The sequence below is a fragment of the Kribbella sp. NPDC104218 genome (assembly GCF_055584105.1).
Genome location: NZ_JBVJMQ010000002.1, coordinates 1,563,273 through 1,584,261, shown reverse-complemented (window position 1 = coordinate 1,584,261; position 20,989 = coordinate 1,563,273). Strand labels below are relative to the sequence as shown.

The 20,989-nt window shown below is 69.4% G+C and carries 21 protein-coding genes; 13 read left to right on the top strand and 8 right to left on the bottom strand.

Annotated features, from left to right (window positions below; all coding sequences use genetic code 11):
- Positions 1–114 precede the first annotated feature (114 nt).
- Complete coding sequence (locus tag ACZ6ZD_RS23245) at positions 115–2,634, top strand: hypothetical protein (RefSeq protein WP_465675368.1); 2,520 nt, start codon at positions 115–117, stop codon at positions 2,632–2,634.
- A 25-nt stretch (positions 2,635–2,659) separates the two neighbouring features.
- Here ACZ6ZD_RS23245 and ACZ6ZD_RS23240 read toward each other — a convergent pair whose 3' ends face one another.
- A complete protein-coding gene (locus ACZ6ZD_RS23240) occupies positions 2,660–4,105 on the bottom strand; it encodes an alpha/beta hydrolase (protein WP_465675366.1) in 1,446 nt (481 codons plus the stop codon).
- Between the two features lie 137 nt (positions 4,106–4,242).
- Between ACZ6ZD_RS23240 and ACZ6ZD_RS23235 the strand changes: the two genes are divergently transcribed.
- The gene (locus ACZ6ZD_RS23235; RefSeq protein WP_465675364.1) at positions 4,243–4,890 is read left to right on the top strand and encodes an HAAS signaling domain-containing protein; all 648 of its coding nucleotides are present in this window, start codon (positions 4,243–4,245) and stop codon (positions 4,888–4,890) included.
- Here ACZ6ZD_RS23235 and ACZ6ZD_RS23230 read toward each other — a convergent pair.
- The 5 genes from ACZ6ZD_RS23230 to ACZ6ZD_RS23210 form a co-directional block, all read right to left on the bottom strand.
- A complete protein-coding gene (locus ACZ6ZD_RS23230) occupies positions 4,875–5,675 on the bottom strand; it encodes a glycoside hydrolase family protein (RefSeq protein ID WP_465675362.1) in 801 nt (266 codons plus the stop codon). The two genes, ACZ6ZD_RS23235 and ACZ6ZD_RS23230, sit on opposite strands and share 16 nt — an antisense overlap.
- A 71-nt stretch (positions 5,676–5,746) precedes the next feature.
- Positions 5,747–6,976, bottom strand: a complete 1,230-nt coding sequence (locus ACZ6ZD_RS23225) for an alkaline phosphatase (protein WP_465675360.1) — start codon at positions 6,974–6,976, stop codon at positions 5,747–5,749.
- Between the two features lie 27 nt (positions 6,977–7,003).
- Positions 7,004–8,803, bottom strand: coding sequence for a hypothetical protein (locus tag ACZ6ZD_RS23220; RefSeq protein ID WP_465675358.1), 1,800 nt, complete (start codon positions 8,801–8,803; stop codon positions 7,004–7,006).
- 136 nt (positions 8,804–8,939) lie between these two features.
- Entirely contained in the window at positions 8,940–10,127 is a 1,188-nt protein-coding gene (locus ACZ6ZD_RS23215) for an alcohol dehydrogenase catalytic domain-containing protein (RefSeq protein ID WP_465675356.1), read from the bottom strand.
- On the bottom strand, positions 10,127–10,960 hold the full coding sequence (locus ACZ6ZD_RS23210; protein ID WP_465675354.1) for an SDR family oxidoreductase: 834 nt from the start codon (positions 10,958–10,960) through the stop codon (positions 10,127–10,129). Before ACZ6ZD_RS23210 ends, ACZ6ZD_RS23215 begins: the two co-directional genes overlap by 1 nt.
- Positions 10,961–11,097: 137 nt before the next feature.
- Here ACZ6ZD_RS23210 and ACZ6ZD_RS23205 point away from each other — a divergent pair, with 137 nt between their 5' ends.
- The 3 genes from ACZ6ZD_RS23205 to ACZ6ZD_RS23195 all read left to right on the top strand — a co-directional run bounded on the left by ACZ6ZD_RS23205 (position 11,098) and on the right by ACZ6ZD_RS23195 (position 12,069).
- On the top strand, positions 11,098–11,250 hold the full coding sequence (locus ACZ6ZD_RS23205) for a hypothetical protein (protein ID WP_465675352.1): 153 nt from the start codon (positions 11,098–11,100) through the stop codon (positions 11,248–11,250).
- The gene (locus tag ACZ6ZD_RS23200; protein WP_465675350.1) at positions 11,250–11,555 is read left to right on the top strand and encodes a hypothetical protein; all 306 of its coding nucleotides are present in this window, start codon (positions 11,250–11,252) and stop codon (positions 11,553–11,555) included. The genes ACZ6ZD_RS23205 and ACZ6ZD_RS23200 overlap by 1 nt, the downstream gene beginning before the upstream one ends.
- Before the next feature lie 61 nt (positions 11,556–11,616).
- The gene (locus ACZ6ZD_RS23195; RefSeq protein WP_465675348.1) at positions 11,617–12,069 is read left to right on the top strand and encodes an SRPBCC family protein; all 453 of its coding nucleotides are present in this window, start codon (positions 11,617–11,619) and stop codon (positions 12,067–12,069) included.
- Between the two features lies 1 nt (position 12,070).
- Here the strand turns inward: ACZ6ZD_RS23195 and ACZ6ZD_RS23190 are convergent, their stop codons facing one another.
- A complete protein-coding gene (locus ACZ6ZD_RS23190) occupies positions 12,071–12,862 on the bottom strand; it encodes an oxygenase MpaB family protein (RefSeq protein WP_465675346.1) in 792 nt (263 codons plus the stop codon).
- Positions 12,863–12,920: 58 nt separating this feature from the next.
- On the opposite strand from ACZ6ZD_RS23190, the gene ACZ6ZD_RS23185 reads away from it, so the two are divergent.
- The 6 genes from ACZ6ZD_RS23185 to ACZ6ZD_RS23160 all read left to right on the top strand — a co-directional run bounded on the left by ACZ6ZD_RS23185 (position 12,921) and on the right by ACZ6ZD_RS23160 (position 18,047).
- Positions 12,921–13,412, top strand: a complete 492-nt coding sequence (locus ACZ6ZD_RS23185; RefSeq protein ID WP_465675344.1) for a MarR family winged helix-turn-helix transcriptional regulator — start codon at positions 12,921–12,923, stop codon at positions 13,410–13,412.
- A gap of 75 nt (positions 13,413–13,487) precedes the next feature.
- Entirely contained in the window at positions 13,488–14,315 is an 828-nt protein-coding gene (locus ACZ6ZD_RS23180) for an SDR family NAD(P)-dependent oxidoreductase (protein WP_465675342.1), read from the top strand.
- A gap of 107 nt (positions 14,316–14,422) precedes the next feature.
- Positions 14,423–15,532 (top strand): ABC transporter substrate-binding protein, encoded by a 1,110-nt coding sequence (locus tag ACZ6ZD_RS23175; protein WP_465675340.1) that lies wholly within the window; start codon positions 14,423–14,425, stop codon positions 15,530–15,532.
- Positions 15,533–15,580: 48 nt separating this feature from the next.
- Positions 15,581–16,723: a sensor histidine kinase gene (locus ACZ6ZD_RS23170; RefSeq protein ID WP_465675338.1), complete on the top strand. Its 1,143-nt coding sequence runs from the start codon at positions 15,581–15,583 to the stop codon at positions 16,721–16,723.
- On the top strand, positions 16,720–17,340 hold the full coding sequence (locus tag ACZ6ZD_RS23165; protein ID WP_465675336.1) for a response regulator transcription factor: 621 nt from the start codon (positions 16,720–16,722) through the stop codon (positions 17,338–17,340). Before ACZ6ZD_RS23170 ends, ACZ6ZD_RS23165 begins: the two co-directional genes overlap by 4 nt.
- A 104-nt stretch (positions 17,341–17,444) precedes the next feature.
- Entirely contained in the window at positions 17,445–18,047 is a 603-nt protein-coding gene (locus ACZ6ZD_RS23160; RefSeq protein WP_465675334.1) for an NAD(P)-dependent oxidoreductase, read from the top strand.
- On the opposite strand, the gene ACZ6ZD_RS23155 is transcribed toward ACZ6ZD_RS23160, so the two are convergent.
- A complete protein-coding gene (locus ACZ6ZD_RS23155; protein WP_465675332.1) occupies positions 18,044–18,463 on the bottom strand; it encodes a hypothetical protein in 420 nt (139 codons plus the stop codon). The two genes, ACZ6ZD_RS23160 and ACZ6ZD_RS23155, sit on opposite strands and share 4 nt — an antisense overlap.
- A gap of 97 nt (positions 18,464–18,560) precedes the next feature.
- Between ACZ6ZD_RS23155 and ACZ6ZD_RS23150 the strand changes: the two genes are divergently transcribed.
- The gene (locus tag ACZ6ZD_RS23150) at positions 18,561–20,045 is read left to right on the top strand and encodes an amidohydrolase (protein WP_465675330.1); all 1,485 of its coding nucleotides are present in this window, start codon (positions 18,561–18,563) and stop codon (positions 20,043–20,045) included.
- Positions 20,046–20,070: 25 nt separating this feature from the next.
- Positions 20,071–20,889 (top strand): M55 family metallopeptidase, encoded by an 819-nt coding sequence (locus ACZ6ZD_RS23145; RefSeq protein ID WP_465675328.1) that lies wholly within the window; start codon positions 20,071–20,073, stop codon positions 20,887–20,889.
- Positions 20,890–20,989 lie beyond the last annotated feature (100 nt).

The following is a 20,989-nucleotide window of genomic DNA, read 5'->3' as shown; positions in this document are numbered from 1 at the left end:
GAATCTCGAAGAAAGCCGTTACGTAACGACGATACGGTATGACGGAGCGCGGGTCGCGGGCCATCCAGGTCGAAACGGTGGGCAGAGCTCGGGGTCGGCTCCTACCTTTCGGGCATGGCGACGAACTGGTCCAGACGAACTTTCCTTGCAACCGGCAGCGGGGCTCTGGCCGCTGCCGCCGTCCCGAGCTCTCCGGCGGCCGCTGCGCCCGCCGAAGCCGGTGCAATGGCACCCGCGGTGGCCGGCTTGGCCGGTGTCGAGCCCGATGTGGAGCTCGCGAAACTGTGGTGGCCGAACCCGCGGAACGTGTGGACGCCGATCGGCTGGAAGGACCACCTGTTCCGCTTCAACGTGACCTACAACGGGAGCGTGGTCGGCGCGCCGCAGCCGCTCGCGCGAGTGATCAAGCACTTCGAGGGCGACCCCGGGGACACCCGTGGGTACCGCCGCGACCGGCTGCAGCTGGACTTCACGCCGTGGGGCGGCCCGGCCTTCACGAAGGAAACGGGGAAGCCGCGCCCGATGCGGCCGTTGTACAACGGCCACTTCTACGTCTACCGCGAGGACGACGGCCTCTACGGTCGCGGCATGCAGCGCTGGGCCGACTCGCCGACGCCCGTCCTGCAGACCGATTGGACGCTGTCCGAGGCCGGTCTCGTCCTGCGGCAGTCGGTGTTCGCGCACATGCTGAACACGGCCGACGTGGTGACCGGCGAGGAGCAGCTGTTCGCCTGGATCCGGCTCTCCGTGATCGCCGCCGACCAACGGTTGGTGAAGTCCAACCACGACTACGGATTCGCGATCCGCGTCGCGCGGGCCTACTACTCACAGGAGTTGCCGTACAACTTCCAGGACGGCATCGTGCTGACCGGCTTCCCGGAGCTGGCGCCGTTCCTCGACGGCCGGGACCGCCGGCCGCTGACGGTCGGCGGGAAGACGGGGTTCGCGATGTGGGGACAGCGCGGCCCGCAGCTGGCCGTGCTGGCGGCGAACGGCACCCCGACGCCGGTCTTCAGCCAGCCTGATCCGACCAAGTTCATCTTCGACATCGAGGCGCGACTCAAACCCGAGGTCGGCTCGCATATCGACATCCTGCAGTGCATGCAGCCGGTCAACGACGACGGCGCCTTCAAGCCGGAGCTCGCGCTCGGGTACGACGGCGCGCTCGCGAAGTCGAACGAGTACTGGTCGCGTAAGGCGAGCACCGCCGCGACGATCCGGACGCCGGAGAAGTACGTCAACGACTTCGTCACCCGCAACGTGCAGTTCTCCGAGGTCGTCGCCTGCAAGGTGCCCGGGACGAATTACTCCACGTTCCTCACCGGCTCGATGGGGTACGACGTCCTCTGGACGACGCCGACGTCGATGACCAGCCACATGTTCCTGTCCCTGCTCGGCCACCACGACACCGTCGCCAAACACCTCGAGCTCTACAAAACCACCCAGGGCACGGTGAAACCGCCGGGAACCGCCTACGCCCAGCACCCCGGGTACTACGCGACGCCGAGCACCGTCACGGCCATCGACTGGCTGCCCGACCACGGCGCGGTGATGGCGGCGGTCGCGACGCATGCGCTGATGACCGGTGACCAGACGTTCATCAACTCCTGGATGCCGTCGTTGCTCAAGGCCTGTGCCTGGATCAGGGACGTCTGCAAGCAGACCAACCACGCCGGCATCAAGAACCTGCCGCCGCCCGGGAAGGCCAGTGACGAGGAGGTCGAGGTCCAGAGCATTTGGGCGGTCGCCTGGATCTACAAGGGCCTGATCACGACGGTCCGATTGCTGCAGCGGACCGGGCACGAAAAGGCCAAGGAGTGGGCCGATTTCGCCGCCGAGTATCGGGCCGCGGCCAGTGCGGCGCTGGACACGGCCGGTGCGAGTGCGCCGAAGTGGCGGCATCCGGACGGCGTCGAGTACCCGATCTACTCCCACAACTTCGTCGGCCCGGCGGGCGCCTTCGGTGAGGCGATGCGGCTGGACGGCGGCGCGATGGTGATGGTGTGGGCCGGGCTGCTGCCGGCCTCGGACCCGCGGATGGTCAAGTACTGCGACTACTTCCGGGTCGGGCCGAACGTCAAGCTCTGGAACGGCGGCTCCCGCAAGCACCCGCTGGACGCCCCGATCCTGGAGCACGAGATCTCCAGTTTCGAGCCGATCTACAGCTGGAACCTCTTCCACTCCTGGCAGCTCGGCGACCGCGCCCGCTTCCTCGAAGGGATGTACTCGCTGGCCGTCGGCGGCGTCTCACCGCAGACCTACATCCCGTTCGAGCACCGCGGCGGGATGTCGGCCTCACTCGGCACGCACGCCACCATCTTCAGCCTGATGCGGCTCGCCGTCGTCGACGACCAGCTCCATGACGCCGACCTCAACCTGCTCCGCCTCTGTCCGATGGCGTGGCTCTCGACGACCGAGGACACCGTCTTCGAGAAGATGCCGACCGTCTACGGTCCGATCTCGCTCAAGTTCCGCCGGACCGGCGCGACACAGCTGACGCTGACCTGGAGCGCCACCTGGCGGTCCAAGCCGGCCCGCCTGGTCGTCCACGCCCCGCCCGGATTCACCACCCTGGTGATCAACGGCACGAGCCACCAGGTACCGGCCGCGGGGTACGTCGTCGTACCGGTCTGATTCTTGGGCTGCGGTGGCCCGCGACCTAGTTGTCGCGGGCTGCCGCCTCCGCCGGGCAGAAGGCGTCCCGGGCCGGACGGCGGCCGGTGACCAGGAAGTCGGTGACGGCAGCGTTGCCGCAGGCATTCATCGCCGGGTTATAGGCGCCGTGCCCGCCCTGGTCGACGACGACCATCCGGGCCTTGGCTCCCAGCGCGTTTCGCAGTTTCCGCGCGCCGCGCAGGGGAGTGGCCGGGTCGCGCTCGTTCTGCAGGATGAGGACGGACGACGGGCCGCGGTCGGTGATCCGGACCTTGGCCGCGGCCGGCGCCGGCCAGTACGCGCACGGCCGGATGTTCGCGGACCAAGCGCCGTACAAGGGGTAGCGGATCCGGTCGATCGCGACATTGGTCTGGTAGCTGCGGACGGACGTCGGCCAGCGGGAGTCGCCGCAGATCACCGCGAGGTGGCCGACCGGGAAGCTGCCGCGATCGTCGAAGGCGGCGGCGTTGCGGGCCGTGGGCAACGGCTGGTTCGTGTCGAGCGCGTGCATCAGCTCGGCGAGGTCCTTGAGGTAGAACTCCGCGCGCAGGTAGAAAGCGGCGATCGTCCGGAAGAGCGTCCCGTCGTACCCCTGGATCGGCGCCCGGTCGAGGCGCTTGGTGAGCTGGAACCACTTGGCGGTCACCGCGGCCGGCGTCGCGCCGAGCCCGTAACGCTCGGGATGGGCGGCGGCGAACCGTGCGAAGTCCGGGAAACGTTGCTGGAAGCCCAGACCCTGGTCGCGCAGCGCGTCGACGTCGTAGCCGTCCGGCGGGAGCGCGCTGTCGAGGACGATCCGGTCGCTGCGCTCCGGGAACAGCGTCGTGTAGACCGCGCCGAGGTAGGTCCCGTATGAGTCGCCGTAGTAGGAGAGCTTGCTCTCGCCGAGCGCCGCGCGGATGCGGTCCATGTCCCGGGCGGTGTTGGCCGTGGTGATGTGCGGCAGCAGGTCAGCCGTCGCGGACGTCGTGCACTGGCGAGCCACGGTCTTCGCGGTCTCAGCCGCCTTCGCGACGTCTGCGGCATTCAGCGGGTACGGCGGCGCCGCCGCGACCGCGCTCTGTGCCTCGGTGAGGTTGCAGGTCAGCGGGGCACTGCGCCCGACCCCGCGCGGGTCGAATCCGATCACGTCGTAGCTGTCCCGCACCGCCTGCGGCAGCTCGAGCACGACCGGTACGGCGGCGCCCGGAAGCCCCGGCCCGCCCGGATTGACCAGCAGAACCCCGCGCCGCTTCGCAGGCGCCTTGCTCGGCAGCCGAGTGATCGCCACCTCGATCTGGCGCCCGTCCGGACGTCGGTAGTCGAGCGGCACCTGCACCGTCGAGCACTCCAGCCCGGCCGGATAGTTCGCCGGACACGCGCCCCACGCGACGCCTGCCTGGGCGACCGCGGGGACCAAGGATGCCCCGACCACGACGACAGCAACTCCCACCGACAGCACTCGGCGCATACCAACTCCCCGTGAGCGAACCGAAACGTCTGCGGTCAGTAACCGTACTCCACGCTCCGTAAACCTCGGGGACGCCGAAGAGCTGGTATCGTGCGTCGCAAGGTACCTGGTCACGAACGTGAGGGAGTGTCGACGTGATGAAGCAGGCGAGCGCCGAGGTCCGGCGGTATCTCGAGGAACTCACCCACCTGCTGAGCGAGGTTCCGGCCGATCTGCGGGCCGAGATCGTCGGCGGGATCCGTGAGCACCTGGCGCAGGTCGAGTCCGATGGGGACGACGCCGCCGTCCGGGATGCCCTGGTCCGGCTGGGCTCGCCGGAGTCGGTGGCGGCCGCGGCCCGCGCCGACCAGCCGCCCGCGCCGCGTCCGTCGCTCGCGGACCGCTGGACGACGATCGCCGCGGGCCTGGCGGCGCTCTGCGCGGCGGACGGCCTGCTGGCGCTCGGCGTCGGGATGGCCGTGACGTCGCACTTCGACGAGAACGCCGATTGGAACCTGCACCCGGCCGCCGTCCTCCTCGGCACCGGCCTGTGCTTCCTGGCGGGTCTGTTCGCGACCATCCTGGTGTGGACCAGCCGTAGCTGGCGCCGGGAGCACAAGCTCGGTGTGACGGCGGTCTGGCCGGTCGCGCTGGTCGTGGCCTTCGCTGCCGGTGAGGTGTCGTTGTGGTTGCCGGTCGGCGCCGGCTTCGCGGTCGGCGCCGTCGTCCTGCTGCTCGGAGCGCTGGTGACAGTCGTGATCGGCCGCTGGACGCTCGAGTCTTTGTCAGCTCAGGCGGCTCGGTAGGCGTTTCCGGAGGTGTTCGGCGTCGCGCCGTTGCAGAGGCCGGTCGGGGCGACCTGGGTGGAGAGCGTGAACCAGGAGAAGCGCTCGACGTAGGACTTCGACTTGAGCATCGCGGTCGACCTGTTGATGAAGTCGACCTGCTGGGCCTGGGTGGGGTAGCGGGCGGTGCCGGTCGACCAGTCGGTCAGGGCGTACTCGGTCAGCCAGATCGGCTTGCGGTAGCGGTTGTAGACGGCGTTCAGATAGCTCTCGAGGTGACCGGTCGCGGCGGCGGAGAAGTCGGAGCCGTACCAGTGGATCGGGATGAAGTCGACGCGGTAGCCGCGCTGGGCCGCGCCCGCCATGAAGCGGTCGAGCCAGCCGCCAGGCGTGTCGCCGCCGAAGGCGACGGCCGGGGCGCCGAGGCGCATCCCGGTCGACTGCAGCTGTGGCCACAGATCGAGAGCCTGCTGGACGGTCATGTTCGCCTGACCGGCCATGTCCGGCTCGTTGAAACCGAGCAGGGTGGTGCCGTTGGCCTTCGCCTCGGCGAGCGCGCCCGGGGTGACGGAGCCGCGGCCCCAGATCATCGGGACGAACTCGACGCCGGGCGGGGTGGCGATGCCTTGGGGGTTGACAGCCCACGTGTAGTACCAGCTCGCGCCGACGGCGGTCAGCGCTTGGGATGCGCCGGCGACGCCGTTCGCGCTGACCCCCTTCCGGGCGGCCAGGGTCTGTGCGGACGCCGGGGCGGCGAGCGTCAGCGTGAGCAGGACGGACAGGGCAAGGAGCAGCAACTTTCGCATCGGCGGACTCCGATCGAAGTACTGGGGGCGGTTCGATCCATCGTGCCGGATCGGGCCGCCCCCGGCCACCCTCAGATCCGGGCGGCGGCGCGCATCGCCTCGAAGACCTCGGTGTTGTCGAGCACCCGGCCGAGACGTTCCGAGCCCGGGCCGCTCGCGGTCAGCGGCGTGTCGGTGCCGCTGTGGCTGTTCGTCGTCCAGTCGACCGCGAACCGCAGGTTCGAGCCCGGGATCGCGAACGGGCCGTCCTGCCGCGGATCGGTCTTCTCCTCATCGGTGTCGTAGTCCTGGATGCTCAGGCCGCCGGTCTCGTGGTCGCCGTTGATGATCACGAGCGTGTCCGGGTGCGTCTTCACGAACCGCATCACCTCGGCGACGATCGCCTCCAGTGACTTACCGGCCTGGATGACCTCACCGGCGTTGTTGTCGTGGGACAGCCCGTCGATCCCTTCCTCCTCGAGGAAGAGGAAGAACCCCTTCGGGTTCTGCGACAGGACGTCGAGAGCCTTGCGGGCCATGTTCACCAACGGGACGCGCGGCGCGTACTTACCGACGCCTTCGGGGCCGTAGTCGACCATGTCCTCGTTCGCGAACAGCCCGAGCAGCCGGGTCGCGCGGGTATCGCGCAGCTCGTTCCCGTTGCGCACGTAGGTGTAGCCCGTGCGCTGCGCCTGCTTCACCAGATTGCCGTACGGACTGCGGCTCTCCTCGCCCGGCTTGTCCGGCCACAGACCCGGATCGCCCTTCGGGTACCACCAGTCCTCACCGCCGCCGAGCAGGACGTCGGGCCGGATCTTCTCGACGTACTGCTTGGCGATATCGCTCTGCAGATCCCGGCTCGGCACGTGCGCCGCGAAGGACGCCGGCGACGCCCCGGTCACCTGCGCGGTCGTCACCAGCCCGGTCGACTTGCCCGCCTTCTTCGCCCGCTCCAGGATCGTCTCGATCGGCCGACCCGCGGCGTCCATCCCGATCCGCCCGTTGATCGTCTTCTGGCCGGTGGCGAGCGCGGTCGCCGAGGCGCCGGAGTCCGTCACGACCTCGTGCGGGTCGATGGACGTCGTCCGCACCATGCCCGCGACCGGGAGTTTGTCCAGCTCTAGCTCGCCGTACCGGCCCTTGGTCGCCAGCCGGATCAGGTTCCGCTGTCCCAGCCCCAGACCGTCGCCCTGGATGTAGATGATGTTCTTCGCGACCCGCGGCCGCTTGTCCTCCTCCGGCTTCTTGGCCGTCTGCGCGACCGCCACCGCCGTACTCCCGCCGAGAACCGTCAGAGCCACTGCCAACGCCAGAGCACGCATTTATTGGTCTCCCCAGGTAGAAGTGCGTCAGAACTTGCCGATGCGGACGGCGCCGCCCGCGGCTTCGTCGTCCGTGCCGTAGAGGATCCGGTCGCAGGACCGGGACAGGCAGCTCAGCGCTTCGATCTTGTGACCGGGATAGCGCGCGAACTCGCGGGTCGCGAGTGTGATCCCGCCGTCCTGGCCGAGCGTTCCGGCGACGTACGCCGCGGAGTCGAACGGCCCGTCGTCGCCCGGGTCCGAGGCGGCGGTGACCAGGATCTGGTTCGTCGCGGTGATCTCGAGGTCCGAGATGTGCCGGACGTCGGTCGCCGGGTAGGGCACCCGGAACGTCACCGTGCTCACCTTCCCGAAGGCCGACTTGGCGACGTCGAGCCGAGCCGCGGAGATCGTCGAGGAGCGGGCGTCCTGACCGCGGTCCGCCCAGACGGCGTACAGGCGGTCGCGGACGGTCTTCAGCGCGAAGCTCTCGTAGTTGTCACCGGTCAGCCCGGCCGGGACCTGGAAGGTCGCGAGCACCTTGAGTTTCAGACCCTTCAGCTGGAACCGGAAACCCTTACCCGCGCTGGCGAGCGCGATGTACTCGCCGGCCCGCCCCGGCACCGGCTCGACCGCCTCCAGGTCGACCGGCAGCTCACCCGGCCACTCGATCGACTCGACCTTGCGGACGTCGCCGTCCTCGATCCGGACGCGGACCGCGCGATTCTCGCCGGCCTTCTTGTTGTCCCGGACGACGAGCGCGTCGACGTCGTCGTCATCGCGGTCCAGGACGGCGATGCCGCTCACGCCGGACAGCATTCCGTCGCCGATCTTCTGCCAGCCGTCGTCCGCGGGCGTGCTGAGCGCGGTGGCGGTGCAGTTCAGGGTACCGGCGCGGAGCGCGTGGTTGTCGGTGTTGTCGTCGTCGGCCCAGACGACCTGTTTGCGGCCGGAGCTACACGCGGGGGCGATCGCGAATCCCTCGGTGTTGAGGTTCGGCAGCTGCGACGGCCGGTTGTAGGTGGCGTTGACGGAGAACTTGCCGGCAGCAACGGTCAGGGTCGTACTGCGGCCGTCGCAATGGTTGTCGCAGCTGGACCAGAGCAGGCCGGACGCCGGGTCGAACTCGAGGTCCATGATCGTGCCGAGCCCGCTGGCGAAGGTTGCGACGCGGGTGAACGTGCCGCCGGACTGATTCAGCGCGTAGGCGTAGATCGTGCCGTTGTCCTCCAGGCCGGCGAGGTACAGGCCGGTGCCATGGTTGGCGTACGACGCGGGGTTGTAGAGGGCCTTCGTCCGCTCGTCCCGAAAGCCCTGCGCGGTCAGGAACGAGTCCGGAACCCAGGAGATGGCTTCGAGGCCGCTGTTGTCGTCCACGCTGGGCAGGTCACTTGTCAGATCCCACTCGGCGGTCGCGTTCTGCGTCTTCGCGGTGGACTTCGGGTCGTACCGCAACACCTTCAGGCTCGACCCGCTGCCGTCGCCGTCGCGTTCGGTTGCCACGAGCAACCCGTCCGGCGTCCGGACCACCGCTTCGGCGTCCGGCTCGCCCTTGCCGTTGCGGTAGTTGAGCGACCGCGGGCCAACCGAGTCCGGCCGCCACTTGGCGCCGTCCCGGACGAGCCGATACAACGTGCTCGGCCCGTTTCGCACCGCCCACAACACGTCGGGACCATCGAACGAGAGCCCACTCAGGTTCGTCCCGAACACATTGCTGCCATCGGCAACAGTGACCGCAGAACCGCCTGGCCACGCCACCGGCGCCGCGCCGGCCGGACTCGTGGCCAGCGGAGTGATCAGAACAGCCGCGACCGCGGCGAACAGGGCAGGACGGCGAAACCCGGGCATGCGTGCTCCTTCGGGCCGGATGGGGCGGGGCTCGGTGAACAGCAGGCAAACTATTAGGAAACCTTGTTTACCGATTAGTGACTGTAGTCACCTGACCTGCTACCCCGCAACCATCCGTCCGGGCCCGGCCGGCCGCTCAGCCGGCCTTTTCCCCGGGGCTCAGCAGAATTTTCACCGCCCCGTCGCGCTTGGCCTGGAACATCTCGTAGGCGCCAGGTCCGTCGCCGAGCGGCAGGCGATGCGTGGCGAAGGTGTCCACGCCGAGCGGGTCGTCGTCGCCGAGGAGCGGGAGGATCTGGTCGCTCCAGCGGCGGACGTTGGCCTGGCCCATCCGGAGCTGGATCTGCTTGTCGAAGATCGTGAGCATCGGGAGCGGGTCGGCCATCCCGCCGTAGACGCCGACCAGGGAGATGGTCCCGCCGCGACGGACGGCGTCCACGGCGAGAAGGAGAGCCGCCAGCCGATCGACGCCGGCCTTCTGCATGACGGCGCCCTGGACGGCGTCGGGCAGCAGACCCGCGGCTTGCTGGGCGAACTTGGCGGCGGGGGAGCCGTGGGCTTCCATGCCGACTGCGTCGATCACGGCGTCCGGACCGCGGCCGTCGGTGAGGTTGCGGATCGCGTCCGCGACGTCGTCGGCGTACTCGAGGGTCTCGACGCCGTTGCGGCGGGCGCGTTCGAGGCGTTCGGGGACGATGTCGACGCCGATGACGCGGTGGCCGCGGTGGAGCGCGATCCGGCAGGCCATGTCGCCGATCGGACCGAGACCGAGGACGGCGACCGTGCCGCCTTTGGGGACGGCGGCGTACTCGACGGCCTGCCAAGCGGTGGGCAGGACGTCGGACAGGTAGACGAACCGGTCGTCGGGCGGGCCGTGCGGGACCTTGATCGGCCCGTAGTGGGCCTGCGGGACGCGAAGGTACTCCGCCTGACCGCCCGGGATCTGCCCGTAGAGCTTGGTGTAACCGAACAGCGCCGCGCCCATCCCCTGGTCGCGGACCTGCGTGGTCTCACATTGCGTCTGCAGCTCCTGGTCGCACATGAAGCAGGAACCGCAGGCGATCTGGAACGGTACGACGACGCGGTCGCCGGCGCTCAGCCCCGGGACGGCCGCACCGGTCTCCTCGACGATCCCGATCACCTCGTGACCGAGCACGTCACCGGAGTCCAGGAACGGGCTCATCACCTCGTACAAGTGCAGGTCCGAACCGCAGATACCGCTCGAGGTGACCTTGATGATCGCGTCGGTCGGCTCCTCGATCCGCGGATCCGGGACGTCGCCGTACTCGATCTTCCGCTTGCCCTGCCAGGTCAGTGCCTTCATCAGCTCGCTCCTAGTCCGGTGGTTCGCAGCGCCATCCGGTCGAACAGCCGATCGGGGATCAGCCGGCGAACCTTGGGCAGCATGGTGGCGGTCAGGCCGTTCGCGTAACGCGTGTGCGGGCGATCGGCGTCCACTGCGTGCAGGATCAGCTCGACGGCCTCTTCCGGGCCGGGGCTCTCCTTACCGCGGCGCCGCAGTACCTTGCGGAGCGTCTCGAGCCGCTCGTCGTAGATCGCGCTCGGCGGTAGCGAGTCGAGCTTCTGCGCGGCCTTCGACCAGATCGGCGTGGCCAGCGGGCCGGGCTCGACGATCGCCACCTGGATCCCGTCCGGCAGCAGCTCCTGCCGCCACGCGTCGGCAATCGCTTCCAGGGCGTACTTCGAGGCGTGGTACGCGCCCGCGAACCCAGTAGCAACCCGCCCACCGATCGACCCGACCAGCACGATCCGCGAGCCTTCCGCTCGACGCAACAACGGCAGAATCCGTTGTGTCAAAGCAACCTGGCCAACAACATTCACCTCGAGCTGGTCCCGCAGACTCTCGATCGGCAGCGTCTCCAGCGGCCCGGCCGCCGCGGTCCCCGCATTGTCCACCAACGCATGCAACCCGCCCCCGCCAAGCGCGAGATCAACCTGCGCCGCCACCGTCTTGATCGAGTTCGCCTCAGTCACATCCAGATGCAGAACAGTCACATTCGCCGAAGTCTGCTGATCAAGCACCTCAGCGCCCGCCCCATGCACACAAGCGAACACCCGCCACCCCTCAGCATCCAGCCGCAACGTAGTCGCGGCCCCGATCCCACTACCAGCTCCCGTAATCACAACGCTGCGCATCACAGCCCCTTCCCTCGACCAAACCCCGCCAGTACCCCAAACCCAGCTAGGTAACAAGACGCACGCCGATCGGGCCCGAAGCGTCTGGGGTGGTTGGGCCCGGGTACCGGCTCGGGACTCAGTGAAAGGACGGGACGATGTCGGGCGATGTTGTCGATCTGATCATGCATGACCACCGTGAGGTGGAGCGGCTGTTCGACGAGTTGAAGGACAGTCCGGAGAAGCGGCCGAACTTGCTGCCGGTGTTGACGGCGCTGCAGGAAAAGGTGCAGCGCGCGGCGGAGAGCTGATGCGGTCGAAGGTGGGCCGGGTGGTCGTGGTGTTGTTGGCAGCGGTGGCGTTCGGCGCGCTGGTCGTGGTGACGCCGTGGACTTCGGGTGCGACCGCGGCTGACGGTCTCGTCGTGCAGCCGATGGCCGACCCGACGCCGACGCCGACGTCCACGGACACTCCGTTGCCGACCAATCCGCCGGGGACCGCGGACGGCGACCCGGATGACTTCAGTGGGACGCCGTGGGTTGTGGTCGGGGCCGGCGTCGTGGTGCTGCTCGTCGCCGGGCTGACCCTCCTGGTCTTCCGTAGAAGATCCGGTTAGCTGCTGCGGGGGCGGGCACCGGGGGCCTTCGACAGCAACGACTTCTTGGAGGTCAGCGACGATGAGCACGATGACGCAGTCGATCGATGTCGACGTCCCGGTGACGACGGCGTACAACCAGTGGACGCAGTTCGAGTCCTTCCCGCAGTTCATGGAAGGCGTCGAGGAGATCCGTCAGCTGGACGCGACGCACAACCACTGGGTGGTCAAGGTCGGCGGGGCGACGCGCGAGTTCGACGCGACCGTAACCGAACAACACCCGGACGAACGCGTCGCCTGGAAATCGGACTCAGGCCCGCGCCACGCCGGCGTCGTGACCTTTCACAAACTGACCGACACCAGCAGCCGAGTGACCGCCCAGATGGACATCGACCCCGAAGGATTCCTGGAGAAGGTCGGCGACAAACTCGGCGTAGTCGAGGGCCGCGTCAAAGGTGACCTCCAGCGTTTCAAAGAGTTCATCGAATCCCGCGGCGCCGAAACCGGCGCCTGGCGCGGCGACGTACCGCGGTAGGTCAGACTCGGTTAGTGGCGATTCGGCGACGTAAGTCCCAGAGGCAGAGGTTGAAGGGGAAACGGCGGATCGGGCCCGGCGAACGGCGGACGACGGACCGAATTCCGCGTAGTAGCCGCTGAAAACGGACTTCGTCGCGGGAGCTCCAGGTCAGGTTCATCTGGTCGCGGAACAGGGGTGGCAGGAAGCCGATTGTTACGAAACGGTGGAAGCGTCGGCCGAGCGCGGCCAGCCAGGCTGGTAGGAATTTGAGATCGATGATTGCTAGTAGGTGTTGCCGGACGTCGTCGTCGACGTGGACCTGGTCGAGCGCCTGGGTCCAGTACTCCTCGAAGGCCGCCCGATCCGCCGGCCACAGCTCGGGCCGGACTTGGAGCATCGTGCCGAAGATGGCTGCCTCCGCATAATGCCGCTCGGGGTCGGGGCTGAAGAAGGCGCGTTGGGTGTCTTCGAAACCTTTGTAGAGACAGGCTGCTACCCAGAGTTGCAGCTCGGGGTCGAAGGCGTTGTAGGTAACCGGGCTCGCCGCGGTCGAACGCACTTGGGTGTGCGCCCGGTTCACGAACCGTCGGTACGCCGCCTGCTCCGCCGGGGTCCCCATCGCCGCGACTGCCAGGTAGGTGAGCGTCGTCCGGGTTCGCCGGACCGGGTGCCGAAACAGATTGCTCCCATCCACCCGGCTCTCGACGACCCCGCGCCCGACCCCGGGCCGTGCCAGTTGCATCACCACATTCGCGCTCCCGGCCAGCAACGAAACGCCGAGCAGGACGTCGCGCAACGTCGGCTGATTCATCGGGCCTCCGGGGGATTAGCATCGGTACTGAAATTTCAACAGGACGGGGACGGCGGTCGTGGCGAAGCGAAAATGGCTGGATGCGGAGGAGCAGGCGACGTGGCGCAGTTTCCTGCTCGCGACGAAATTGCTCACCGATCGGCTCGAGCGGGAGCTCAAGGACGACGCAGGGCTGTCTTTCGCGTATTACGACGTACTCTCCCGTCTGTCCGAAGCGCCCGGCCGCTCGATGCGGATGGCCGAGCTGGCCGCTGGTTCCGTGTTCGACCGTAGCCGCTTGAGCCATATCGTCGATCGCCTGGCCCGCGACGGCTGGGTTCGCCGCGTCCCGTCGCCGACCGACGCCCGCGGTCAGCTCGCCGAGCTGACCGACGAGGGGATGGCCCTTGTCCGCCGGGCGGCGCCGGCACACGCGGCCCAGGTTCGCGCGCTGATGTTCGATCGGCTGACCAAGGAGCAGCAGCGTTCGCTGCGTGAGATCAGCGCGGTGCTGGCCACCGCGGTCGTCGCCCCGGACGGACTGCGAAAACTCGGCTGGCCGGAGGCCTGACACCCTGTTTGTTGAAATTTCAGCACACTCGACTAGGGTTGTGCTGAAATTTCAACGACCGACGGGAGTGCTCGGATGGGACGGTTGCGGGGCAAGGTCGCGGTGGTCACCGGGGCGGCGGGATTGCTGGGGCTGGCCGGCGTCCGGGCGATGGCGGCCGAGGGCGCCAAGGTGGTGATGATGGGCCGGTCCGCCGCGGTGGAGGCGCGGGCCGCGGAGTTGGTTGCCGAGGGCTCCGAGGTGACGGCGTACCGCGGTGACGTGGGCTCCGAGTCGGATATCGCCGCGGTGATCGAGCTCGCGCGGACGACGTACGGGCGGCTGGATGTGCTGTGGAACAACGCCGCGCTGACGGAGCTCGACTGGCTGCAGGGGGACGTCGACGTACTGGCGACCACCCGCGAGCACCTGGTGCGGACCTTCGAGGTCAACGCGGGCAGCGTGTTCCTCGGCAGCAAGTACGCGATCCCGCTGATGGCTGAGACCGGTGGCGGCTCGATCATCAACACGTCGTCCAGCCAGAGCGCGGGCGGTGATCTGGTGCTGGTCTCCTACGGCACCAGCAAGGCGGCGATCGACTACCTGACGATGTCGGTCGCGACCGCGTACGGCCATCTCGGCATCCGCTCCAACGCGATCGCCCCGGGGCTGATCCCGGCCGGTGACATCGACGCCGGCCCCTGGCCGGACTGGCTGGAGCCGCAGAAACTCATCCGCGATTCCCAGGCCATCACGACCCAGGGCGAGCCCGACGACATCGCCGCCGCCGTTGTCTACCTGGCCTCCGACGAGTCCAAGTTCGTCACCGGTCAGACACTGCGCATCGACGGCGGCCTGACCGCCATCCTGCCGATGCTCTCCGACCGCCGCCGGGTCTTCCCGGCCGTTCAACCGAACGGTTGAATCCCGGTTCCATCGGACGGCGGCCGGTTGAACCGGACGGACGACGCGCGCGGGGCCGGCCCGGCGACAGGATCGAGTGGTCAGGTTGTCGAGGAGAGGTTCGGATCGTGACCGGTGGATTGAGTCGGCGGATGTTGCTGGGCGTGGGTGCCGGTGTCGGGGCGGCGGTGGCGGTCGGGACGCCGTCGTCCGCGCGGACGACGGCGCGGGAGGAGAGCCGCTCGCTGGATGAGCTCTACCGGGCGGCCGTGGCCGAGTCCGGGAAGCTCGTGGTGTACGCCGGTGGCGACCGGTCGCTGCAGCAGGACGCGATCGCGGCGGCGTTCCGGGCACGGTTCCCGGAGGTCGACATCCGGATCATCGTCGACTACAGCAAGTTCCACGACGTCCGGATCAACAACCAGCTGGCGACCGGCACGCTGGTCCCGGACGTCGTCCAGCTGCAGACCGTGCAGAACTTCCCGCGCTGGAAGCACGAGCGGCAGCTCCTGCCGTACAAGCCGGCCGGATTCGGGAAGGTCCACAACCGGTTCAAGGACGCCGACGGCGCCTGGATCGCGATCAACCTGTTCGCGTTCAGCTTCATGTACGACGTGGCCGCCGTCGGAGGTGCGGCGCCGACGTCCCCGCGAGAGCTGACGGATCCGCGCTGGCGCGGCCGGATCGCCTCGGCCTACCCGAACGACGACGATGCCACGCTGTACCTGTTCAAGCTGTACGCCGAAGCCTACGGCTGGTCCTGGATCGCGGACCTCGCCCAGCAACAGCCCACCTTCGCCCGCGGCAGCTTCACCCCGGCGGAGGCCGTCGCCCAGGGCGCGAAGGCGCTCGGCGTGGGTGGCGGCGGAGACCCGCGGGTCACCTCGCCGACCCGCTGGATCGTCCCGGCTGCCGACCCCTTCATGGCCTGGGGCCAGCGCGCTGCGATCCTGGCCAGGGCGAAGAACCCGGCCGCCGCCAAGCTCTACCTGAACTGGATGCTCAGCGTCGAACGCCAGCGCCTCGCCTTCAACGGTTGGTCGGTCCGCACGGACGTCGCTCCCGGCACCGGCCTGCGCCCGATCTGGACCTATCAGAACGCCAACCTCGACGGCTTCCCGGCGTTCATGGCCGACCGGGCCGAGGTCGAGCGCTGGCGGCAGACCTTCAGCTTGTACTTCGGTGAGGTCGTCGGTGCGCCCACCCCGGGCTGGCTGGGCCTGCACCCCGGCCGCTGACTGGTTGCCGCTGGCTACACTCGAGTGTCCTGCCCGGAGGGAGCCCAGATGTCCCGGAACGCCGTTTCGCGCCTGGAGATCGCCGTCCATGCCGCGTTCTTCCTGATCGTGGCCGGCACCTTCGGGCGGTTGCTGACGCTCAACTCGCCCTTGTGCGTCCGGGTGCTGACACTCAGCGTGCTGCTCTGCGGCGGGTACGCCGCGGCCGCGTGGCTCGGCCGGGGTCAGCTTCCGCTGGTCGCGGCCACGACTGTCGTGTGGATCGTGCTGATCAACGTCGTCCCCGGTCCGCTCGCGTCGGTCTACAGCTGGCTCGCCGTGCCGCTGGCCTGCCTGCTGCTCCGAGCGCTCGCGGGCCGGACGGCGATCGTTGCCATCAGCATCGTTACCGCAGCGCTCGTCATCACGCTCTACCGGCACGGCGGCGGGTTCGAGCTGATTCTGCTGCCCGCGGTCGCGACCTGGGCGACCGTCGCGCTCTACGCCCGCCAGCACAGCGATCTCGCCGCCAGGCAGGACCTGCTGGACCAGCTCCAGAGCACTCGCGACGAGCTGGCGCGCCAGCAGCACGAGGCCGGCGTCCTGGCCGAGCGCGCCCGGCTCGCCCGCGAGATCCACGACACGATCACCCAGGAGCTCGCCGGCAGCCGCATGCTGCTGCAAGCCGCGGACCGGGACTGGGACGACGACCCGGCGCAGGCCCGGCAGTACCTCCAGGCGGTCTCCGAGACCCTCGGCCGGAACGTCACCCAAGCCAGGCGGTTGATCGCCGATCTGACGCCGCCCGAGCTGGACGACGGCGGCCTCGAAGTCGCCCTCGAGGAGCTGTGCCGCCGCGAACGCCAGTACGGTCCGGCCGTCGAGCTGATCACCAACGGCGCGCGCAGACCGCTCAGCCCGGACGCCGAAGCCGCGCTGCTCCGGACGGCGCAAGGCGCGCTCGCCAACGTTCGCGATCACGCCGGCGCCGACCGGATCGAGGTCGTCCTCGACTGGCTCGACGAGTCGCTGCGGCTCAAGATCACCGACAACGGCGGCGGCGTCTCCGGCCGGGCCAACGCGCCGGACCGCGGCTTCGGTCTGCCCTCGCTGCGCGAGCGGCTCCGCGCCCTCGGCGGCACGCTGACCGTGGACAGTACGCCGGGCCGCGGCACGGCGCTGATCGCCTCGCTGCCGGTGGGTGCGCGATGAGGGTCCTGCTCGTCGACGATCACGTCGTCGTTCGGGCCGGGCTGCGCGCGCTCCTGGCCGGTGAGCCCGGGGTCGAGGTGGTCGGCGAGACCGGCGACGGCGAAGCGTCGATCCGGCTGGCGCTCGACCTGCGGCCCGACGTCGTCCTGATGGATCTCCGGCTCGACAACGGCGCGATCGACGGTATCGAGGCGACCCGGCGCCTGGCCGCCGTCGCGCCCGCGATCAAGGTCGTCGTCCTGACCAGCCACGGCACCCGCACGGACGTCGCCCTCGCTCTGGCGGCCGGCGCCCGCGGCTACGTCCTCAAGGCCGGCCCGCCCGACGAGCTGTTCCGAGCGCTCCGGACGGCGAACGACGGCGGCACCGGGATGGCCCATCAAGCCGTCGAGCTGCTCGTCGACGAAGTCACCAGCCCGGCCGCGCCCGTCAGCGACCGGGAGGTCGAAGTCCTCCGCCTCCTTGCCCAGGGCCACAGCAACCGCGAGATCGCCGCGGCGCTCTTCCTCAGTGAAGCCACCGTCAAGACCCACCTCGTCCGCGTCTACCGCAAGCTGAGCGCGCCGAACCGCGCTGCCGCCGTCACCGAGGCGACCCGGCGTGGCCTGATCAGCTGAGCGGTTTGTGGTCATCAGGTGAGCTGCGATCGACCTGTTCGGTGACCTGCGCTGCGACGTCCTCTGGAGCCACGTAACCAGTTGCTCCGGTAAGGGAGAGTGCAGTGAAGATCGCGGTGTACGGATCGAGCGGGATGGTAGGTAGCCGGGTGGCCGCCGAGGCGTTGGCGCGCGGGCACGAGGTGATCGGGGTGACCCGATCCGGCGGGGTCTCGCCGGACGGCGTCCGCGCGGTCACCGGGAGCGCGGGCGACGCGCAGGCGGCCAAGGAGCTGGCCGCCACGGTGGACGTCGTGGTGTCCGCCATCGGTCCGGCCGGCGGTGATCCCCGAGACTTCGTCAACGCCATCGAAACGCTGATCAGCGCGACCGTCGGCACCCGCCTGATGGTTGTCGGCGGCGCCGGCAGCCTGCTCGTCGACGGCCGCCTGCTCCTGGACGCCCCCGGCTTCCCCGAGATCTACCGCCCGCCGGCCCTCGCGCTGGCCGAGGTCCTCGAAACCCTCCGGGCCACCCCGCCCGAGATCGACTGGACGCTCTTCTCGCCGGCCCCCGAGATCGCCCCCGGCGAACGCACCGGAGTCTTCACCCTCGGCAAGGACGAACCCGTCGGCACCCACATCTCCGCTGAGGACTTCGCCGTCGCCCTCATCGACGAACTGGAGACGCCCGCGCACCGCCGCACCCGCTTCACGATCGCGTACTAACCGCCGACCGGCGACCCCAGCGTGTATTCGTCGTCGTGCTCGTCGAGGGGGACGAACACGACGGCTCCGTCCGGGCCGGTCAGCGTCCACAGACCGGGCGGCTCGGTTTCGCCGTGGAGGACCTGGGTGTCGAAGGCCGCGGCGAACCGGGCGGCGAACTGCTGACAGGTGGCGCGCGCGGCGGCGTCCGGGTCGAGGCCGATGCTGAGCGTCATGGCGAAGTCGCCGCGGACGCGGGACCAGATGCAGAACACGCCGAAGGGATCGGTGCCGGGGCAGTCCGCGAGCTTGGCCGGGGCCTCGTCCTGCTCGGCCAGGAAGACGTCGTCCGGCTCGGCGCCGAAGGTGGTCAGCAGGAAGGTCCACAGCGCCGGCTCGCTCACCAGCCGGCCGGAGAGTACGTCGTAACCCGTCACGCCACGGAGCCTAGTCGTCGGACTCGACGAGGCGGGGGTGGCAAATGTGTGGGATGGGCTGGTGTCCGGGGGCGGTGGTGGGCTGGAGAGTGTCGGCATGACGCTTTCCAGGACGTTGACTCGGGCTCGGTTGGTTGGGACGTTGTCGAGTGGTGACGGACGGTTGATGGACGTCGTCCTCCGGGACGGCCTGATTGCGGCGGTACGGCCGACCGGCAGCGCACCGGCCGTGGGGGAGACCGTCGATCTGGACGGGCGAGTGCTCATGCCCGGGTTGTGGGATCACCACGTGCACTTCGACATGCTGGCGCTCAGCGAGAGCCGGCTGGACGTGTCGGGGGCGCGGTCGGCGGCCGAGTGTGCGGCGCTGGTGGGCAAGCGGTTGGCGGAGCGGCCGACCGCGCCGGGCGCGACCATGGTCGGGACGGGCTTCCAGGACGGGACGTGGCTCGACCGCCCGACCGCGGAGCTGCTGGACAAGCACAGCGCCGACGTACCGGTTGTCCTGATCAGTCACGACATCCACTGCGCTTGGCTCAACACCGCGGCGCTCCGCCGCTGGGTGCCCGGGCTGGCCTCCGACGGGCTGGTCCTGGAAGACGACTGCTACGAGCTGGTGGCCCGGGTCAACGATCTCCCGATCGCCGAGCTGGACGCGCTGGTCGCCGAGTCGGTCCGCCGGGCGCACGCCCGCGGGACGGTCGGGATCATCGAGTTCGAGCGCCGCCCGAACCTGGACAGCTGGGTCCGCCGGACCCGCGCCGGGACGTCGATGCGGGTCGCCTGCGGTGTCTACACCGACCACCTGGACGACGCCATCCGGCGTGGGCTGGCGACCGGCGACGTCCTCCCCGACACCCGCGGCCTGGTCGAGATGGGGTCGTTCAAGATCGTCGTCGACGGCTCGCTGAACACCCGGACCGCCTGGTGTCACGAGGCGTTCCCGGGCCTGGCGGGCGATACGGCGTACGGCGTCCAGGCGGTCCAGGCCGAGGACCTGGACGAGCTGGTCAGCCGGGCCCACGCGGCCGGGATCGCATCCGCCGTGCACGCAATCGGTGACCGGGCCAACACGCTTGCCCTCGACACCTTCGAGCGGACCGGCGCCCGCGGGACGATCGAGCACGCACAGCTCTTGAGCACGGCGGATCTCGGCCGCTTCGCGCGGCTCGGCGTCGCCGCGAGCGTCCAGCCCCGGCACGCGATCGACGATCGCGACGTCGCCGACAAACACTGGGCCGGTCGTACCGAGCGCGCTTTCCCGCTCGCCTCGCTGCTCGCTGCAGGCGCTCGGCTACTCCTCGGATCGGATGCGCCGGTGGCGCCGCTCGACCCCTGGGTCTCGATCGCCTCCGCGGTCACGCGAACCGATGCCGGGCAGGAGCCCTGGCATGCGGAACAGCGGATCTCGGTCGGTCAGGCGCTGGCCGCGTCGACCCGCCACGAGCGGATCGAACCCGGGCAGCCGGCCGACCTCGTCGTCCTCGCGGCGGACCCGCACACACATCCCGTCGAGCAGCTCGCGACCGTGCCGGTCGAGGCCACGGTGATCGCGGGTGAGCTCGTACACGGCAACTGGTGAATCACGAGAACAGGAGCGCAACTGCATGCGAGTCTTCATCTCCGTCGACATGGAGGGCATCGCGGGGATCGCGACGCCGGACCAGGCGTACCACGGCGGTCACAACTACCCGATGGCGCAGCGGCTGATCACGGCGGAGACCAACGCGGCGATCGCGGGCGCCTTCGACGCGGGCGCCACCGAGGTCCTGGTCAACGACGCGCACGGCACGATGGACAACCTGCTGCCCGACCTGCTCGACGAGCGGGCCGAAGTCCTGCAGGGGCGGCCGAAGGCTCAGTGCATGATCCAGGGAATGACGTCGGACCACGACGTCGCATTGTTCGTCGGCTACCACGCGCCGGCCGGGTTGCCGGGCGTCTTCTCACACACGCTGTCCTCGCTGGCGTTCACCCGGTTCCTGGTGAACGGCGAGATCGCGTCCGAGACCGACCTCGGCGTCCTGCAGGCGGCCGCGCTGGGCGTCCCGGTCGGCCTGGTCACCGGGGACGACGAGATCTGCCGGCTGACGCGGGAGAAGCACGCCGGCGTCGAGGCGGTCCAGGTGAAACGGGCCGTCGGGCAGTTCGCGGCGGCGTCCGTCCATCCTGTGAAGGCGCAGGAGCTGGTCCGGGCCGGCGCCGCGGCCGCCGTCCGGCGGGCCGACACCCTGCCGGTCCCGAAGTTGCCCGAGGCACTCACCTTGACCGTGGATCTGAAGATGCCCGCGCACGCCGAGATCGGCGCGCTGATCCCCGGTATGCGGCAGATCGACCGGCTGCGACTGGAGTTCGACGCGGCGTCACCGGATCAGCTGCTGGGGGTGTGCGCCTTGTTGTGGGAGACCGCGCCCGGACACGTCTGAACCGACGGATCGGGGCCGGATAGTTCGTCGGCTTCGCCGACGAAACGGCGGTCCGGCGCTACCTAGCATGTGCGACACCTGAGCGCGGGGACAGACTCTG